Source organism: Streptococcus sp. 53 (assembly GCF_013276565.1).
Classification (GTDB): domain Bacteria; phylum Bacillota; class Bacilli; order Lactobacillales; family Streptococcaceae; genus Streptococcus.
In genome coordinates this window covers 137125-153803 of record NZ_VMLG01000013.1, presented here as the reverse complement: position 1 = coordinate 153803, position 16679 = coordinate 137125, and the positions used below count along the sequence as shown (strand labels likewise).

4 protein-coding genes and 2 pseudogenes are annotated in these 16679 nt (G+C 39.7%); 4 read left to right on the top strand and 2 right to left on the bottom strand.

The features are described 5' to 3' along the window. Positions 1-192: 192 nt before the first annotated feature. Positions 193-882, top strand: coding sequence for a 50S ribosomal protein L1 (gene rplA / locus HT722_RS05180; RefSeq protein WP_001085675.1), 690 nt, complete (start codon positions 193-195; stop codon positions 880-882). Between the two features lie 75 nt (positions 883-957). Here the strand turns inward: rplA and HT722_RS10360 are convergent. Continuing rightward, a pseudogene (locus HT722_RS10360) lies at positions 958-1402 on the bottom strand (ISL3 family transposase); the annotation flags it as partial. Between the two features lie 354 nt (positions 1403-1756). On the opposite strand from HT722_RS10360, the gene HT722_RS05170 reads away from it, so the two are divergent. Beyond that, positions 1757-7810 carry a ZmpA/ZmpB/ZmpC family metallo-endopeptidase gene (locus HT722_RS05170; protein ID WP_173277898.1) on the top strand — a complete coding sequence of 2018 codons (6054 nt, stop codon included), beginning with the start codon at positions 1757-1759 and terminating at the stop codon, positions 7808-7810. Between the two features lie 198 nt (positions 7811-8008). Continuing rightward, a complete protein-coding gene (locus tag HT722_RS10495) occupies positions 8009-8389 on the top strand; it encodes a hypothetical protein (protein ID WP_240146928.1) in 381 nt (126 codons plus the stop codon). Between the two features lie 63 nt (positions 8390-8452). On the opposite strand, the pseudogene HT722_RS05160 reads toward HT722_RS10495, so the two are convergent. Then, positions 8453-8708: pseudogene (locus HT722_RS05160) on the bottom strand (ISL3 family transposase); the annotation flags it as partial. Between the two features lie 529 nt (positions 8709-9237). Between HT722_RS05160 and HT722_RS05155 the strand changes: the two are divergent. Next, complete coding sequence (locus HT722_RS05155; protein ID WP_173277896.1) at positions 9238-16605, top strand: YSIRK-type signal peptide-containing protein; 7368 nt, start codon at positions 9238-9240, stop codon at positions 16603-16605. Positions 16606-16679: the final 74 nt, after the last annotated feature.

Below are 16679 nucleotides of genomic sequence, written 5' to 3'. Positions count from 1 at the left end.
AAAATCTCACAGCAGTCTATTAGTTGCTTTTCATACTAGGCAGGTGACTGAGGCTTGTACTTGGGTACAGCAAGGGAACTTAAGGCCGTAGGATAAGGAAAGTAATAGACTGAAAACCCGCAAGACTTCATCATTTCGAGAAGTGACGTGGGAGATGAAAATCGATTGAACCACTTACAAGGAGAATAGAAAATGGCTAAAAAAAGCAAACAACTTCGTGCTGCTCTTGAGAAAATCGACAGCACAAAAGCATACAGCGTAGAAGAAGCTGTAGCACTTGCAAAAGAAACTAACTTTGCAAAATTTGACGCAACTGTAGAAGTTGCTTACAACTTGAACATCGACGTTAAAAAAGCTGACCAACAAATCCGTGGAGCAATGGTATTGCCAAACGGTACTGGTAAAACTTCACGCGTTCTTGTTTTCGCACGTGGTGCAAAAGCTGAAGAAGCAAAAGCTGCTGGTGCAGACTTTGTTGGTGAAGATGACCTTGTTGCTAAAATCAACGACGGTTGGTTGGACTTCGACGTAGTTATCGCTACACCTGACATGATGGCTCTTGTTGGACGTCTTGGACGTGTCCTTGGACCACGTAACTTGATGCCAAACCCTAAAACTGGTACTGTAACAATGGATGTTGCTAAAGCAGTTGAAGAGTCTAAAGGTGGTAAAATCACTTACCGTGCTGACCGTGCAGGTAACGTTCAAGCAATCATCGGTAAAGTATCATTTGAAGCTGAAAAATTGGTTGAAAACTTCAAAGCTTTCAACGAAACAATCCAAAAAGCAAAACCAGCTACAGCTAAAGGAACTTACGTAACAAACTTGACTATCACAACTACTCAAGGTGTTGGTATCAAAGTTGACGTAAACTCACTTTAATCAGTAGTTTATACAGTGAGAACGAGTACGAAAGTGCTCGTTTTTGATTTATCTAACTTTCAGTCTAGGAGACTATTTCAACCTAAGACAATAAATTTGAAAGTGAAGGTGTTTATTCAAATAATAATAAGAACTAAACAGCTTCATAGTAATAATTTTCGCCTGACAGCGAATGACTCTATCATAGCGCAGAAAGTGATTCTGGATCCTAGATTGTTTTTTAGCTTCAAGAACAGTGATGATATTGAGTTTTTCAAAATCTTGAGCAATGAGAGCGTTTAAAATAAAGCTTTCTAAGAAGGATTTTAGTAGGGCTACCAGTTGTTTTAATGTAAGGAATCTTAGACGTTTTTTGAAAGTCATATTTCTTCATTTGAGTTCCGCAATCAGGGCAAGATGGAGCCTCACAATCTAGTTTAGCAATGATTTCTTTGTGGGTATCCATATTAACAACATCCATAATTTGGATATTAGGGTCTTTAATGTCTAGTAGTTTTGTGATAAAATGTAACTGTTTCATATGATTCTTTCCAATGATGGTTTGGTTACTTTTCATTATAGATCTTATGGGACTTTTTTTCTACAACAAAATAAGCTCCATAAGATCTAATAGGGGATTTACCCACTACAAATATTATAGAAGCTTTTGTTTTTTTGTTGACAGTTTATTTCTGAAAAATTTTGAAATAAGTGTGGTGGGAAGTTTGTCTTAGTTTTCTTCAAATTAGTTAATTACTTGCTTATTTGATTTCCCCTATCCATTCAATTGCATATCTATTCCTAGAATTTTTCTTAAAATTAATGTATAATGAATTTAGTTATATATTTTATTATAAAACAACATACTAATTTAATGATGTAAAAAGAGGGGAATATGAATTTCAAAACTAGTGGAGAAGAACGACAGAATTTCTCGTTAAGAAAATTGGCAGTTGGACTTGTATCTGTAGCTGTTGCATATTTCTTTTTGATGGGAACAGCCCTACAGATTGTATCTGCCAAAGAACCTTATACCGTTAACTATACTTATGTTTTAGATTCGGATTTGACTGATGAAGAGAAGGATCTCTTGGTTACATCTCTACCACAAGTAGCGGAAGAATCCGATGCGACCTACTATCTGGTTTATCGAGCAAATCAAGTATTGCCCAATACAGGTACTAGCTCTCGATTAGGGACTGTTGCCTTGGTGGCTGTCCTTAGTTTATTGGTTGTAGTAGTTTTTAAGGGACGTGATGGCAAGAGCAAGATTAGTCGATTCTTGTTAGTAACGGGTCTAGGCAGTCAGTTGCTGTCTCCAACTGTCCTTGCTTTGACTAGCGAGACACTAGCTGCTTATAACACCCAATTATCGGTCCAGGCAGGAGAAGCCTTACCAACTCCGGTTGATATTCCTGGTTATACTTATCTAGGATATGTGGAAAATAAGCCAGCTCTTTCTGTACCGATAACTAGCAAACCAGCAGAATCTACTGGAAAGGAAGAATTTAAATCAGAAAACATTCAATCTCAAGAAGTGGCTACTACTCATTCAGCAGCTTTGACTATTAGAACTGAATTTGTCAAGCAGTCAAATGACAGCAAGTCTAACATAAAAAATGAAGATAGCTCAGCAGTAACGACTGTGTATCCTAAAAATAAGGCTACTAGTCAGCAAGCGAAAGTTATTCAGAGTCAGGATAGTAAGGATAGTCATGCTGTAAAAGATGAGAAACCAGACCAAAAACAAGGACTGGATCCAGAATCTGTAACAAATTCAAGCCAAACTGGTGGGAATCAAGAACAGACAAATCCAGTCCAGCCAGCTCCGACAAGACCAAAAACAGAGGGAGAACAAGAGGGAACGCATTCTCATGTAGAGTCTCAGTCGCAAGAGAATAATGAAACTGTAGTTCAATCAAAGGGAACTCAAGAACCAGGTCATGAGGGCGAGGCTCTGGTTCAACCAGCACAAGCAGTCTACACAGACCCGATTAGCACTCAAGGCACGCAAGAGTCAGGTCATGAGGGCGAGGCTTTGGTTCAAGCAGCACAAGCAGTCTACACAGACCCGATTAGCACTCAAGGCACACAAGAACCGGGTCATGAAGGTGAAGCTCTGGTTCAAGCAGCACAAGCAGTCTACACAGACCCGATCAGCACTCAAGGCACGCAAGAGTCAGGTCATGAAGGTGAAGCCCTGGTTCAAGCATCTCAGCCATCTTATACAGCCCCAATCAGTAGTCAAGGCACGCAAGAACCGGGTCATGAAGGTGAGTCTCTAGTCCAAGCAGAACAACCGTCTTATACAGGGGCAATCAGTGCTCAAGGCACGCAAGAACCGGGTCATGAAGGTGAGTTTCTAGTCCAAGCAGAACAACCGTCTTATACAGGGGCAATCAGTGCTCAAGGAACACAAGAGTCGGGCCATGAGGGTGAGGCCCTGGTTCAACCAGCGAAACCGACTTATACAGAACCCGTTAGCACTCAAGGCACACAAGAGACGGGTCATGAGGGTGAATCCCTAATCCAACCAGCACAACCTTCTTACGCAGCTCCAATTAGTACGCAAGGCACACAAGAGTCCGGTCACGAGGGTGAGGCTGCTGTAGCAGAAGCTCTTCCTGAACTGCCTTTGACAAGTACTCACCGAACAGTAACGGAAACCATTCCTCATGAAACCGAAGAAATCGAAGAAGCGACCATCTTAAAAAATCATCGAGAAATTGCTCAGGAAGGAAAAGACGGTTTACGGACAATCAAGTATGAAGATTATCTCGTAGATGGTAAGGTAGAAGCTAGTAAGGAAATCTCACATACAGAAATAGAGCCAACCAAAGAGATTGTCAAGGTTGGTAGTCTTGTTAAAACCAAGCCAATTGTTGAAATTACCAATCTGGTTAAAGATGAGAACCAAAAAGCAGTAGCAGTTAACTATTACCTAGATGATCCAACGTCTGCTTTTGTTAAGGCCAAGGCTCAAATTTACCAAAATGGAGCATTGGTCAAAGAGGTGGACTTGAAAGATCCATCAGCCCAACAAACGATTGATGGATTGGACTACTATACTCCTTATACAATTAAGACTTACCTGACCTACAATCTGGGACAATCTGATCAGGAAAGTACAGAAGTTTCGACGAAAGATTTTCAGTTAGACTACAAGAAAATTGAAATCAAAGATGTGGATGAAGTGGGGCTCTATGGTAAGGAAGATGGTCACTACCGTCGTTATCTAAACTTATCAGAAGTACCAAGTGATTTGTCACCTTATTTTGTCAAAGTCAAATCAGACAAGATGAAGGAAATGTTGTTACCAGTTAGCTCTATTAAGGAAACAGCTGATGGGAAATATAAGGTAACCGTTGCCTTCAATGAACTGGTTCAAGAGGAAGGTTCAGCATACAAAGATAACTATAGCTTCACAGTTGATAAGCAAAAACAGTCCAAGGATGGAATTTATACTTCCTTCAAGAAACTGGTTGCTGCCATGCAAGGCAATCTTGCTGGAACCTTTAAACTTGGAGCTGATATGACAGCTGATGAGGTGTCCTTAGCTAAGGGACAAACCAGCTATGTGACAGGTAATTTCACTGGTAATCTTATCGGTGCGAGTGACGGAAAACCGTTTGCGATTTATGACCTTAAAACAGCCTTGTTTGATAATTTGACCAAGGCTACTGTGAAAGATATTGACTTTAAAGCGGTATCGATTAAGAGTCAAGAAGACACAGCCAGCCTAGCAAAAGTGGCGACTAACAGCCAGATTAGTAATGTAGCTGTAGAAGGTCAATTGACAGGTGGCAAGTCAGTTGCAAGCTTGGTAGCGAAGGCTCAGGATACAGAAATAAGCAATAGTTCCTTTACAGGTAGCATTCAGGCCAAGCATACGGATGCCTCTCCTTACTATGTTGGAGGTATAGCAGGTCTCCTATCTGGTAATAAGGCTAAGATTGATAAGGTAGCCGTTGATGCAAATATTTCTAGCAATGCCCGCAACAATGACCAATTTGCTGGAGGTATTGTAGGGAAAGTTCAAAGTGGTGCTTTGGTTTCCCATGCACTAGCAAGTGGAACCATCCTCAATACGACAACCTATCCACGCGTCGGAGGAATAGCTGGTTCTACATGGCAAAATGGCCGTATCCATCATGTCGTTAGCATGGTCAATACTGGAGACGGCTATGCCATCACAGGAGACCAGTACAGGGGAGCGGACATCAAAGATGCCAGCACTGCAGTAGAGAATAGGAAAGTAGATCTCTATGCGACCCCAATCACCCAAGACCAGGCTAGAGAAAAAGTTCAGTCTTATGGTATGACAGTGACGCTAGACGATACAGGTCAAACACTCAAGGATAATCAGCAAAATGTGGACTATACTCAGTTAAGCCAAGGCCAAGCTAGTCGAAAAGTTGCTTATCACAATATTGAGAAATTGATGCCTTTCTACAACAAAGAATTAGTGGTTCACTATGGAAATCAAGTCGATCCTACTGATAAGCTCTATACTACAGAATTGCTGGATGTTGTACCAATGAAGGACAATGACATCATCACAGATATTCAGGCCAATAAAGCAGCTATCAATAAGCTTATGTTGCATTTTGCTGATAATACAATCAGCTATCTGGATGTCACCTACAAAGAAGATTTCAAAAATACACAGATTGCAGAATACAGCGTAGCAAGTAAAAACTTTATCTTTACACCGGAGGTCTTTTTATCTGACTATACGAAAGTGACCGATCAAGTTCTAGCAGATTTGCAAGGAGTCGAATATGACTCAGTAGCTATGAGAAGAGTTCTTGGCATTGAGGCAGATACTTCACTTGATCCGCTATATTTGGACAAAGAGTTTGAAAAAGTTAAGGCCAATATCGGTGAACATCTCCGGAAAGTGCTAGCCATGGACAAGTCTATCAATACGATGGGAGATAGTGTAGCAACCTACATCAGCGAAAAAATCGAGAATAACAAGGAAGCTTTCTTGCTTGGTTTGACCTACCTCAATCGCTGGTACAATATCAACTATGATCACATCAATACGAAGGATCTCAATACCTATAAGTTTGACTTTGATGGCAATAGCACAGCTTCAACCCTGGATACCATCATTGCCCTAGGTCAGAGTGGTATGGAAAATCTTAAGGCATCAAATAATCCAAGTGCCTATGAAACAACCCTGGCTGCTGCAAAAGGTCGCAAGACAGTGACTGATTTACTAGAGTCTTACAGAAAACTTTTCCTACCAACTAAAACAAATAATGAATGGTTGAAGACAAATACTAAGGCCTATATCGTAGAGAGTAAGTCGGCTATTCCAGAAGTGCGTACCAAACAAGAGTCAGCTACACCAGATAGTAACTATAGGCTGGGAGTCTATGACCGTATTACGGCACCAAGTTGGAAATTAAAAAATATGCTCCTACCGCTATTGACATTGCCAGAAGAGGATGTTTATGTGATTTCAAACCTTTCTACCTTGGCCTTTGGTGGCTACGAACGCTACCGTGACCGTGTCAATAATACAGTCTTATCCGGAGAAGAACTCCGTCAGTATGTTCGTGGTAAGGTAGACCAGTCAGCTGAATGGCAACGAGACCACTATGATATCTGGTATCATCTTCTTTCACCAGAATACAAAGAAAAACTCTTCCGTTCAGTTATGGTTTCAGATGGCTTTGGTATGAAAGATAGCAATAGCAAGTATTACTGGGCTACCCTGTCTGATAAGGCAATTGCTTCTATTTACAATTTCTTTGGACCTACTGGTAAGTGGTATGGGGAGAGTAAAGGCGCCGGAGCCTATGCCAATGGTTCAGAGGTTCACTATGTCAGCGACCGCTTGTTGGATAAGTACGGAACATCTGTCTATACCCATGAAATGGTTCATAATTCTGACGGACATATTTACTTTGAAGGAAAAGGTCGTCGTGAAGGATTGGGAGCAGAGTTGTATGCCTTAGGACTGTTGCAATCTGCTGACAACCTAGATAAGGATGCTATTGTCTTGAATACTCTCTATAAAGGGGATAAGGATTCCCTAACTCGCTTGCATACTTATGACCCGACAAGTCGCTTCACATCAGCTGCAGCCTTGCAAGAGTATGTTCACGGTATGTACGATGTCTTGTACACCTTGGATGCTATGGAAGCCAATGCCATTCTAACTAAGTCTAATGATGTTAAGAAAAAATGGTTTAGAAAAATAGAGAATTTCTACATTGAGGACAAGTACCATAAACAAACGCATGCTGGAAACTCTGTTCGCCCATTGACAGATGCTGAAGTAAGTAAGCTAACTAGTCTTGATGCCTTGATTGACAATGATATCATCAACCGTCGAGCTTACCGTGATAAGAGTGACTATACTCGTAATGGCTATCATCTTATCAACATGTTCTCACCGATTTATGCTGCCCTCAGCAATCCAAAGGGTGCGCCTGGTGACATCATGTTTAGAAAGACGGCCTATGAATTGTTAGCAGAAAAAGGTTACCAAGATGGGTTCTTACCATATGTATCCAACCAATATGCAGAAGAAGCTAAACGAAATGGTGATATCACCTATTCAGATTGGCACCGAAAAGATGTTGGCCTCATCACTGATAGCCTCGTCTTGAAAAATGTCTTTGACAACCAATACGCTTCATGGGCTGATTTCAAGAAGGATATGTTTCATCAACGTATTCGTAAGCAAGAACAGTTGAAACCAATTACCATTCAGTACGAACTTGGTGTGCCAAACAGTAGCAAGGAGATTACAATCCGTTCAGCTGCCCAAATGCAAGAACTGATCGATCAAGCAGTGGCAAAAGATGTGGCTAACATTGATCGTACGACAAGCCATGCTCCTGCAAGTTGGGTACACTTGTTAAAACAAAAAATCTACAATGCCTACCTACGTAGCACAGATGATTTCAGAGAATCGATTTACAAACAATAAGAAAACTCCCTCAAGCTATCCTGTCTAAGTCAGTCTATCTTGCAGATGGTCAGTCTTTGTGATAGCATAACATAAAGTCCTTTTGATGGGGAACTTGCTAGGAAATCCCCAAGCATTGTAACGGATGAACCACCCTCGCCTTTTTGTGAGGGTGGTTTTCCTTTGTAAGCAGAAAATAAGAGAGAAAGAGTCTATAGCATGTCGAGAATTGTCACCATTCATCCAGCCAAGGAAATCCATCGCTATGGCTTTGAGAGCCCCCAGGTCTATCGAGCACGTATCGCACGACATCTGGGTTTGGAATATGTTTACCTTGTATCGAGTCCTCAGCTTCGTCCTGATTGGAAGAAAGACTTGATTAAGTTAGGGTTTTTAGAAAAAGAACTGATTTTCGTCCCTCATATTTTTTCGGATATGGAGCAGGCGGACTATGGTCAGTCAAAGGCAGAAAATATCGTCCTAGCGGCTCACTATTCACTAGGGAAAGTGGCCCAAAGCTACCGCAAACTATTAGATAGAACTTATAGGATATTGGGAATTCTAGTCACCCTATTGCTCTACTTCTGCTTGGTTTCCTGAATTGCCTATCGGAAAAAAAGAAGAGAAGAGGCCTTAGCTCAGATTTATCCGGAGACTATGACACATCATTTTTAAGCAATGATAGTGCTTAAATTTGAAGGATTCGGCTAAGCATAGAAGTCGTTTCAAGGTAAAGAAACTTAGAAAGTTTTTGAAAGTCAGATTTCTTCATTTTCCATCCGCAATCAGGGAAAGATGGGGCGTCGTAGTCCAGTTTAGCAATGATTTCTTTATGTAAAACTCTATTAACAACATCCATCATTTTGATATTAGGGTCTTTAATGTCCAGTAATTTTGTGATAAAAAGTATTTGTTCCATTTGATTCTTTCTAATGAGTTGTTTAGTTGCTTTTCGTGATAGCTCCTATGGGGCTTTTTTTCTACAACAAAATAGGCTCTATAATCTCTATAGGGGATTTAGCTGCTATAAATATTATGGAGCCAAAAGTTGAAGACACTATGTCTTAACTTTTTTTGATTTCGAAACATCTCCTTATAAGGTAAATTTAAGTTACTGCTGTTATTCTTAGGGGCACGTGTTTCAATACAATACTCTTTAAGCGTATTTAAATTGGTTTTATACTAAAGCATTGATCATCGTTAATGAAAAATAGAAAGATTTCTAATAAAATTAAAAAACACTCATTCAAACTCAATAATTACCAGCTATAATACTTGAACGGAACAAGTGTTAATGTTATAATGAGCTATAGTGTTTAGAATCATATAGCAATCTTTTTTAAGATGTTCTCCTCTTAATATTACTAAAAAATTTAAGGGGGGGGCTTTTTATTTGCCCTAATGCTTTAAATCAACACGAATAAAATAAATCAAGGAGGTTGAATCTCATGAAGAGAGGTCAACAAGATTTTCGAACGGAGAAATATATTCGTTATGGTATCCGGAAGTATAGCTTTGGAGCAGCATCGGTAGCAATTGCAGCTGGTTTGATGTTTCTTGGAGCTGGTGCGGTATCAGCAACGGAAGTTCAAGGTGCAGAAGCATCAGTAGCTGCAACGTCTCCAGCTGGAAAAACTGATCAAGATACTGCAGAAGCGAAACCTGAGACTACAAAAGCTGCAGAAGTTAAACCAGAAACTAAAGCAGAAGAAGCTCCGAAAGAAGTAGTAGCTCCGAAATTGGATAAGACTCAATTAGAATCTTATGTTAACCAGGTAGCAGAAAATATAGCTGCAGGCAAATATGCAAACAAGACAGACGAAAGTTTGGCTCTTTTGAATGCAGATTTGGAAGCGGCAAAAGCAGCTCTTTCAAGTGCTAATAGTCAAGATGAGTTAAAAGCTGCTTACAACAAACTTGTAACAACTGTAAACTCAAAACTACAAAACAAACCAGTTGAGAAAAAAGCAGCTCCAGCAGTTGATACTACAAATGGTAAAGAAACTGTAGGGAAAAAAGCAGAAAATACAGAGAAAAAATCTGAGTCAAACGCAATTGAAAATACAGGTTCAAAAGATGAGCGTAATGGTAAAGAACTAGTCCAAGGTTCACACTTACGTTCAGCTAACGAAGGGTATACATTAGCATCTACCGAACTTAGAAAAGGAAATGGTGAATTCGCTACAGCAACAGGTAAATCTTATGAAGTTTTAGATGGGAATAAGGATTATAAAGTTTATGTTCATGGATATCAATCTGATAACACTGATGTGCCTGCGGCTGTTAATGGACAAGCTGGGATTAGTGGACGTACGGACATCCCTTTATCAAAAACAGAAGCTCAAAAGCTTGGTCGAGAAGCTAAGCTATGGACTGGGAAACCACGTGTTACAGGGAACAACAACGGAGGTACAGTTTACGGTTCAAGAGGTGCCTATGAGTATATAGCTACAGAAATCTACGGGTATACTTTTGAACAAGGGAATCATTATGTGTATATTACTGATGTAAAAAATCGTTTTAGTTTATCACAGGAAGCAGTAGCAGCAGGATACAAAGTCACAAACATCGACATAAGCAATTTACCGCCAGGATTAGCTTATAATGCAACTACAGATACTGTAGAAGGATATATAGAATCTGATCTTCAAAACGGTGTATATGACATGCGTTATCTGGTTACTGTTTCTAAACCAGATGGTTCTACTCAAAAATTTGATTTTCGTAACCTAAAATCTGGATGGATTGGATGGCAAGATAGCTCTGCACCACGTATTCAAGGAACATCAAAATTAGTAACAATAGGTGATCAAGTAAATCATAATATTGAATATGTCGATAATGATGGAATTAGTCGTGATGAAAGAGCTGGTTATGTATACACAAGTGGTGGAGACAAAGTTGTTGCTGGTTCAAAAACTGCCCCTAAACAAAAGAAAGGCGCAACCTTTACTGCAGTTGATGGTTCTAAAGTAAGAACTCAGAATTCACCGCTTACAATCACAGCGCATACAACCCTAAACGGTAATTATACAGGAAGTGAAACTCCGATAAATGATGTTGTACCAGGATTAAATTATAATCCAACAACTGGAGATATTACTGGAACAGCAAATGAAGCTGGTATTTTCACAGCATCTGTTTATGCCAAAGACTACAATAATACAACCAATGCAAAAAATACGGATTGGAATATGTATGGTCAAGAAGCTCATGAAAATATTACAATTGCAGTAGCACCTAAAATTACGGTTAAGAATGTTGAAGCTTATGCTACAAATGTACCTGTGACAATTTCAAAAGGTGCTAACAAAGCGGAAATTACAATGCCAGATGGAACAGTTACAAAACTTGTAGTTAAAGATGGTAACTGGACAGTGGCTGCAGGTACTACTAATACAGCAGTGCAAGAAGGTACGGTATTAGGAGTAGCATCTACAACAGAAGATTCAACTCTTAACTTAACTGTAACACCAGAATCTACAAAATACGTTGGTGTTGATAGTATTGCAGCAAAAGCTACTACAGATAAAGTACGTGCAAATTTACAGCGTGAAGTTGTTAAAGTAAAAGATAAAGATAATAATGAATATACAGCTACTTTCAATAGTGCAACAGGTAAATACAATCTTCCAAATGAAGATGCATATGTACTAAAAGAGAATGTAGATCGAACTACAACATTAACAGAACGTCGTGTCTATACAGATGCTAAAGCTGATGGTAGTGTGGATTTCATCGTTTATGAATTCACACGTACATGGAATGCAACTTCAAATGCAGCTACTTTAATAGAAAAAGTTGCTGAAATCCGCAAAAACGGAGAAGTAACAGCGGTCGGTGATGTAAGGCGTACAGTTACTGCTTTACCAAAAGATCAGACAGCTGATGTAACAGGTGTTACTGTAACTGTGAATTATGATTCAGTAACAAACCAATGGACATCTTCTGACGGTACAGCAGTAACAGCTAAAGAAACAAATGCTGGTTGGGAAGTTGAGACTGAATCAGGGTTTAAAGGGTATATAGCATACCGCGAAGCATCTTCTACAGATGTAGCATCAATTCAAAATGCTAAACCAGCAGGGACTTCAACAAGTTATTCAGAAGCAAAAGATACATCAGTAGACTTAGTTAAATCAACTAAAGCAAACGTAGCATTTGCAGATACAATCGATGATAAAACATCAGCAACAGATTCAGATACGATTAAAACAAAAGTAACGGCAACTGCACCAGACGGTACAGTAACTACTTTTGACGGAGCTCAAGCTGAAGAAACAGTTTATATTCAAGCTCAACGTACAGCAGCAACTAAAACTCAAGCAGCAGCAACAGCTATCAAAGAACAACAAGATTCACAAAACGAATTAGCTCGCCTTCAAGAACTATTGGATCGTGCATCAAGATTAGCAGATGATGCTCAAAAAGCATTAGATAATCTAAAACTACGTTCTATTTCTCCGACGGCTCAAGAATTAGCAGAGAGAAGACTTGCGCATGCTCAAGAGTTTAAAGCATCTGTAGAAACGCAATTAGAAACAGCTAAAGTAAACCTTTCAACAAAAAATACTGAAGTAGAGTCAGCGCGTACTGCAGCTATAGAAGCTGAAAAAGCAGTAGAAATAGCACGTGCAGCTCTGAAAACAGCTGCAGAAGCAAACCTAGCTAAAGCTAACGCTTATGTATTATCTCAAAAAGGACGTTACAAAGTAACAGCGAGAGCAGTAGACTCAAACGGTGTTGTAACAACTCCAACAGTAGATGGAACAGATGCAGGTGCAGTAACAGAAGACGCAGTAGCAGAAACAACTTACTACATCGTAGTAACAGATCCAGAGAAATCATCAGGAGCTCAAGGTCAAAAACAAACTGACTCAATGGAAGATAATTTCAATGATGGAAAAGAAGGAACTACAGTATCAGATTACAAACTAGTCAATCCAAAAACAGGAGCTAAAGTTGAATCTGTAACAACTGATCAAGGAACTTACACAGTAGACTCAACAACAGGAGAAGTAACGTTCACTCCAGTAGAAGGATTTGTAGGAACAGCTACATCGATGAAAGTTTCAGCGAATGTAACATTCAACGATGAGTCAGGAAGTCAAGTAAGAGTAGCGACAGAAAACACGTATACACCGACTGTATATGGAGTTCAATCTTCTAAGGATGAAACTACAGGAAAACAAGGTCAAACTCAAACTTCTAAATCAGGAAAAGATCGCTTCTCTGAATTAAATACAACAGCTAACACTCCAGATAGAACTAATGTAGACTGGGCAACAGCGGCATACTCACTAGAAGGTGCTAATGAAAAAGGTGAAGTTGAAGTCGAAGGAGAAGGAACGTATTCAATCGATTCAACAACAGGTGTAGTAACATTTAAACCACTTCCAACATTTAAAGGAGAAGGTAAAGGTGTTAATGTACAGGTATCCGTAATGGCAACTGACTCAGAAGGAAATCAAGTTCCAGTTACATCAAAAGGGAAATACACACCAACAGTAACAGGCGTAACCCCAACAGCTAAAGAAGCTACTTCAACAGGAATCCAAGGTGAAAGACAAAAAGGAACACCAACATTCACAGCAGGAGATGTAGAAGTACCTATTAAAGATAATTCAGCAGTTCTTCTTGATAAACAAGGCAATCCAGTAGCTGCAGGAACTGCAGTAAATGCTGAAGATGCAAATGGAAACAAAGTCGGAGAATATACAATTGATCCAACATCAAATACTGTAACATTTACACCAACGGATAAGGCTTATGTGGGTAAAGTATTACCAGCAAATGTACAAGCAGAAGATGTAAATGGAACAACCGTTAAAACAACTTACACTCCAACAATCGTAGGAGTTAAACCAACAGCAACACCTGCAGAATCAACAAATATTCAAGGTGAAGTGCAAACAGGAGTTGTAGCATTTGCTCCAGGTAAGGCGACAATTTCAGGTGTAGAAAAAACAGTAGCAATCAAAGCAGGATCTGCTAAATTAGTAAATGCTGACGGAAGTGTACCAACAGAAGCGACAGTACCAGCCTATAAAGAGGACGGAGTTACTCAAGTAGGAACATACTCAATTGACCCAGCAACAAACACAGTAACATTCACACCGACTGATAAAACTTATACAGGTAAGGTATTACCAGCAAATGTACAAGCGGAAGATGTAAATGGCTCAACTGTTAAAACAACTTACACACCACATATCGTAGGTGTAGCACCGACAGCAGATCCAGCTACATCAACAGATGTACAAGGTGTAGAACAATCTAAAGAAGTAACATTCGTACCAGGTAAAGCGGATGTTAATGGAACTGAAAAAACAGCAGCAATCGATCCTTTATCATATAAGGTACTAGGAGAAAATGGACAACCAGCTGATGAAGTAGAAGCAAAAGATCCAAATGGAAAAGTAGTAGGTAAATTTACAGTTAAGAATGTAGATGGAAAAGCTATAGCTGTATTCACACCAACTGACAAAACTTATGTAGGAGCTGTTCAGCCAGTAACTGTTCAAGCGGCAGATACAAATGGAACTACAGTTACAACAACTTACACACCAACTATTACGCCAATCAAACCAACAGGAACACCTGTAGCAACAGAAGGAATTCAAGGTGCTGAGCAAAGCGGAACACCAACATTCACTCAAGGTAGTGACAAAGTTCCAATGAAGATTGATGCAGACCAACCAGCGAAATTAGTAGATCCAGAAACTGGAAATCCAACAGATAAAACAACAATTCCAGCAAAAGACGCTAAAGGAAATACAGTTGGAACATACGCAATCAAACCAACCACTGGAGAAGTAACATTCACACCAAATAAAGATTTCGCAGGAACACCAGTACCAGCGACAGTTGAAGCAAAAGATGCGAATGGAACACCAGCGACAGCTAAGTACACACCAACAGTTAAACCTGCGACACCAACAGCAACAGACGCTGTGACAGAAGATGTCCAAGGTGCAACGCAAGAAGCAACTCCAGTATTCATAACAGGGAAAGCAACTGTTAACGGTACAGAAGTAGAAGTTCCATTAGATAACAACGTACCAGCTAAATTAATCGATCCTGCGACTAAACAACCTACAGACGAAAAATCTGTTAAAGTACCAAACGAAGGAACATACACAATTGATGAGACTGGGAAAGTAACATTCACACCAGAAAAAACATTCACAGGTAAAACTGCAGGAATTGATGTACGCCGTGTTGATACAAACGGAACACCAGTAACAGCTAAGTACACACCAGTTGTAAAACCAGCAACACCAACAAGTTCAGACGTCGTAACAACCAATGTTCAAGGTGCAACTCAAGAAGGAACGCCAACATTTACAGGTGGGAAAGTAACGATCAATGGTCAAGAAAAAACTGTTAAAATCGATGAAGCTGTAAAACCAAAATTCGATGATGGAACAACAACGAAGACAGTTCCAAACGAAGGAACATACACAATCGATGAGACTGGAAAAGTAACATTCACACCAGAAAAAACATTCACAGGACAAGCTACAGGAGTAACAGTTAAACGTGTTGATACGAACGGAACACCAGTAACAGCTAAATACACGCCAGTAGTAATCCCAGTGTCACCAACTTCTAAAGATGCAGAATCAGAAGGTCCAAAAGGACAATCTCAAGAAGGAACACCAACATTTACAGGTGGAAAAGTAACACTTAACGGAAAAGAAGTACCAGTAGAAATCGATGAAACTGTAAAACCAAAATTCGATGATGGAACAACAACTAAGACAGTACCAAACGAAGGAACATACACAATCGATGAAACTGGAAAAGTAACATTCACTCCAGAACCAAACTTCGTAGGAAAAGCTGCAGGAGTAACGGTTAAACGTGTTGATACGAACGGAACACCAGTAACTGCTAAGTATATTCCAACAGTTCGCCCAGATACTAGATATGTAGTTATCGAAAAAGATGGCAAAGAAACAGATTTACTTCCATCTAAAGATGGCGCTAAACCTTCAGAATCAATCCCAGGATACAATGTTGTTAGAACTGAAATTGATGAAAAAGGAAATACAAAACACATCTACGAAAAAGTTACAACATCATTTGTAGATGAAAGTGGTAAACCAGTTTCACCAAGCGAAGAGGGTAACCAACCTAAGAAAGCTATCTCAGGATACGAGTTTGTTAAGACAACAACTGATAAAGATGGTAATGTAACTCACGTTTACCGTAAAGTAGTTAAGACAACAACATCATTTGTAGATGAAAGTGGTAAGCCAGTTTCACCAAGCGAAGAGGGTAGCCAACCTAAGAAAGACATTCCAGGTTACCGCTTCGTAGAAACTAAGAAACTTCCAAATGGAGATACTGTTCATGTTTATGAAAAAGTAACACCACCAGCTCCAACACCTTCACCTGTTCCTCAACCAAATCCAGGTAAGCAAAATACAACTACTTGGACTGATGAGAATGGAAATCCATTGAAACCAACTGAGCCAGGTTCTAAAGAACCGGGAACAATTCCAGGTTACGAATATGTGAAGACTGTGACAGATTCAAATGGAAATATCAGACATATCTTCCGCAAAGTTGAGATGCCAACTCCAACACCGGTTGAACCGACTCAACCAGCACAACCGGTAGAGCCAGCAACTCCAGCAATACCTGAACAGCCAGCTAAACCTCAAATGCCAGCAACACCTAAATATGTTGATGGTCAAAAAGAATTGCCTAACACAGGTACAGAAGCTAACGCTAGTCTAGCAGCACTTGGACTTCTTGGAGTATTGAGTGGATTCGGTCTTGTAGCTCGTAAGAAGAAAGAAGACTAAGCTTTCTAATTGATATGATTTGTTTACACTGAACAGATTATCCTTAAAGCTGATGAATCGATGATTCATCAGCT

Bases quoted from the DNA above. Each gene is read 5' to 3' on its own strand.
- HT722_RS05155 (WP_173277896.1), top strand. From the start codon at position 9,238: ATGAAGAGAGGTCAACAAGATTTTCGAACGGAGAAATATATTCGTTAT.
- HT722_RS05170 (WP_173277898.1), top strand. From the start codon at position 1,757: ATGAATTTCAAAACTAGTGGAGAAGAACGACAGAATTTCTCGTTAAGA.
- rplA (WP_001085675.1), top strand. From the start codon at position 193: ATGGCTAAAAAAAGCAAACAACTTCGTGCTGCTCTTGAGAAAATCGAC.
- HT722_RS10495 (WP_240146928.1), top strand. From the start codon at position 8,009: ATGTCGAGAATTGTCACCATTCATCCAGCCAAGGAAATCCATCGCTAT.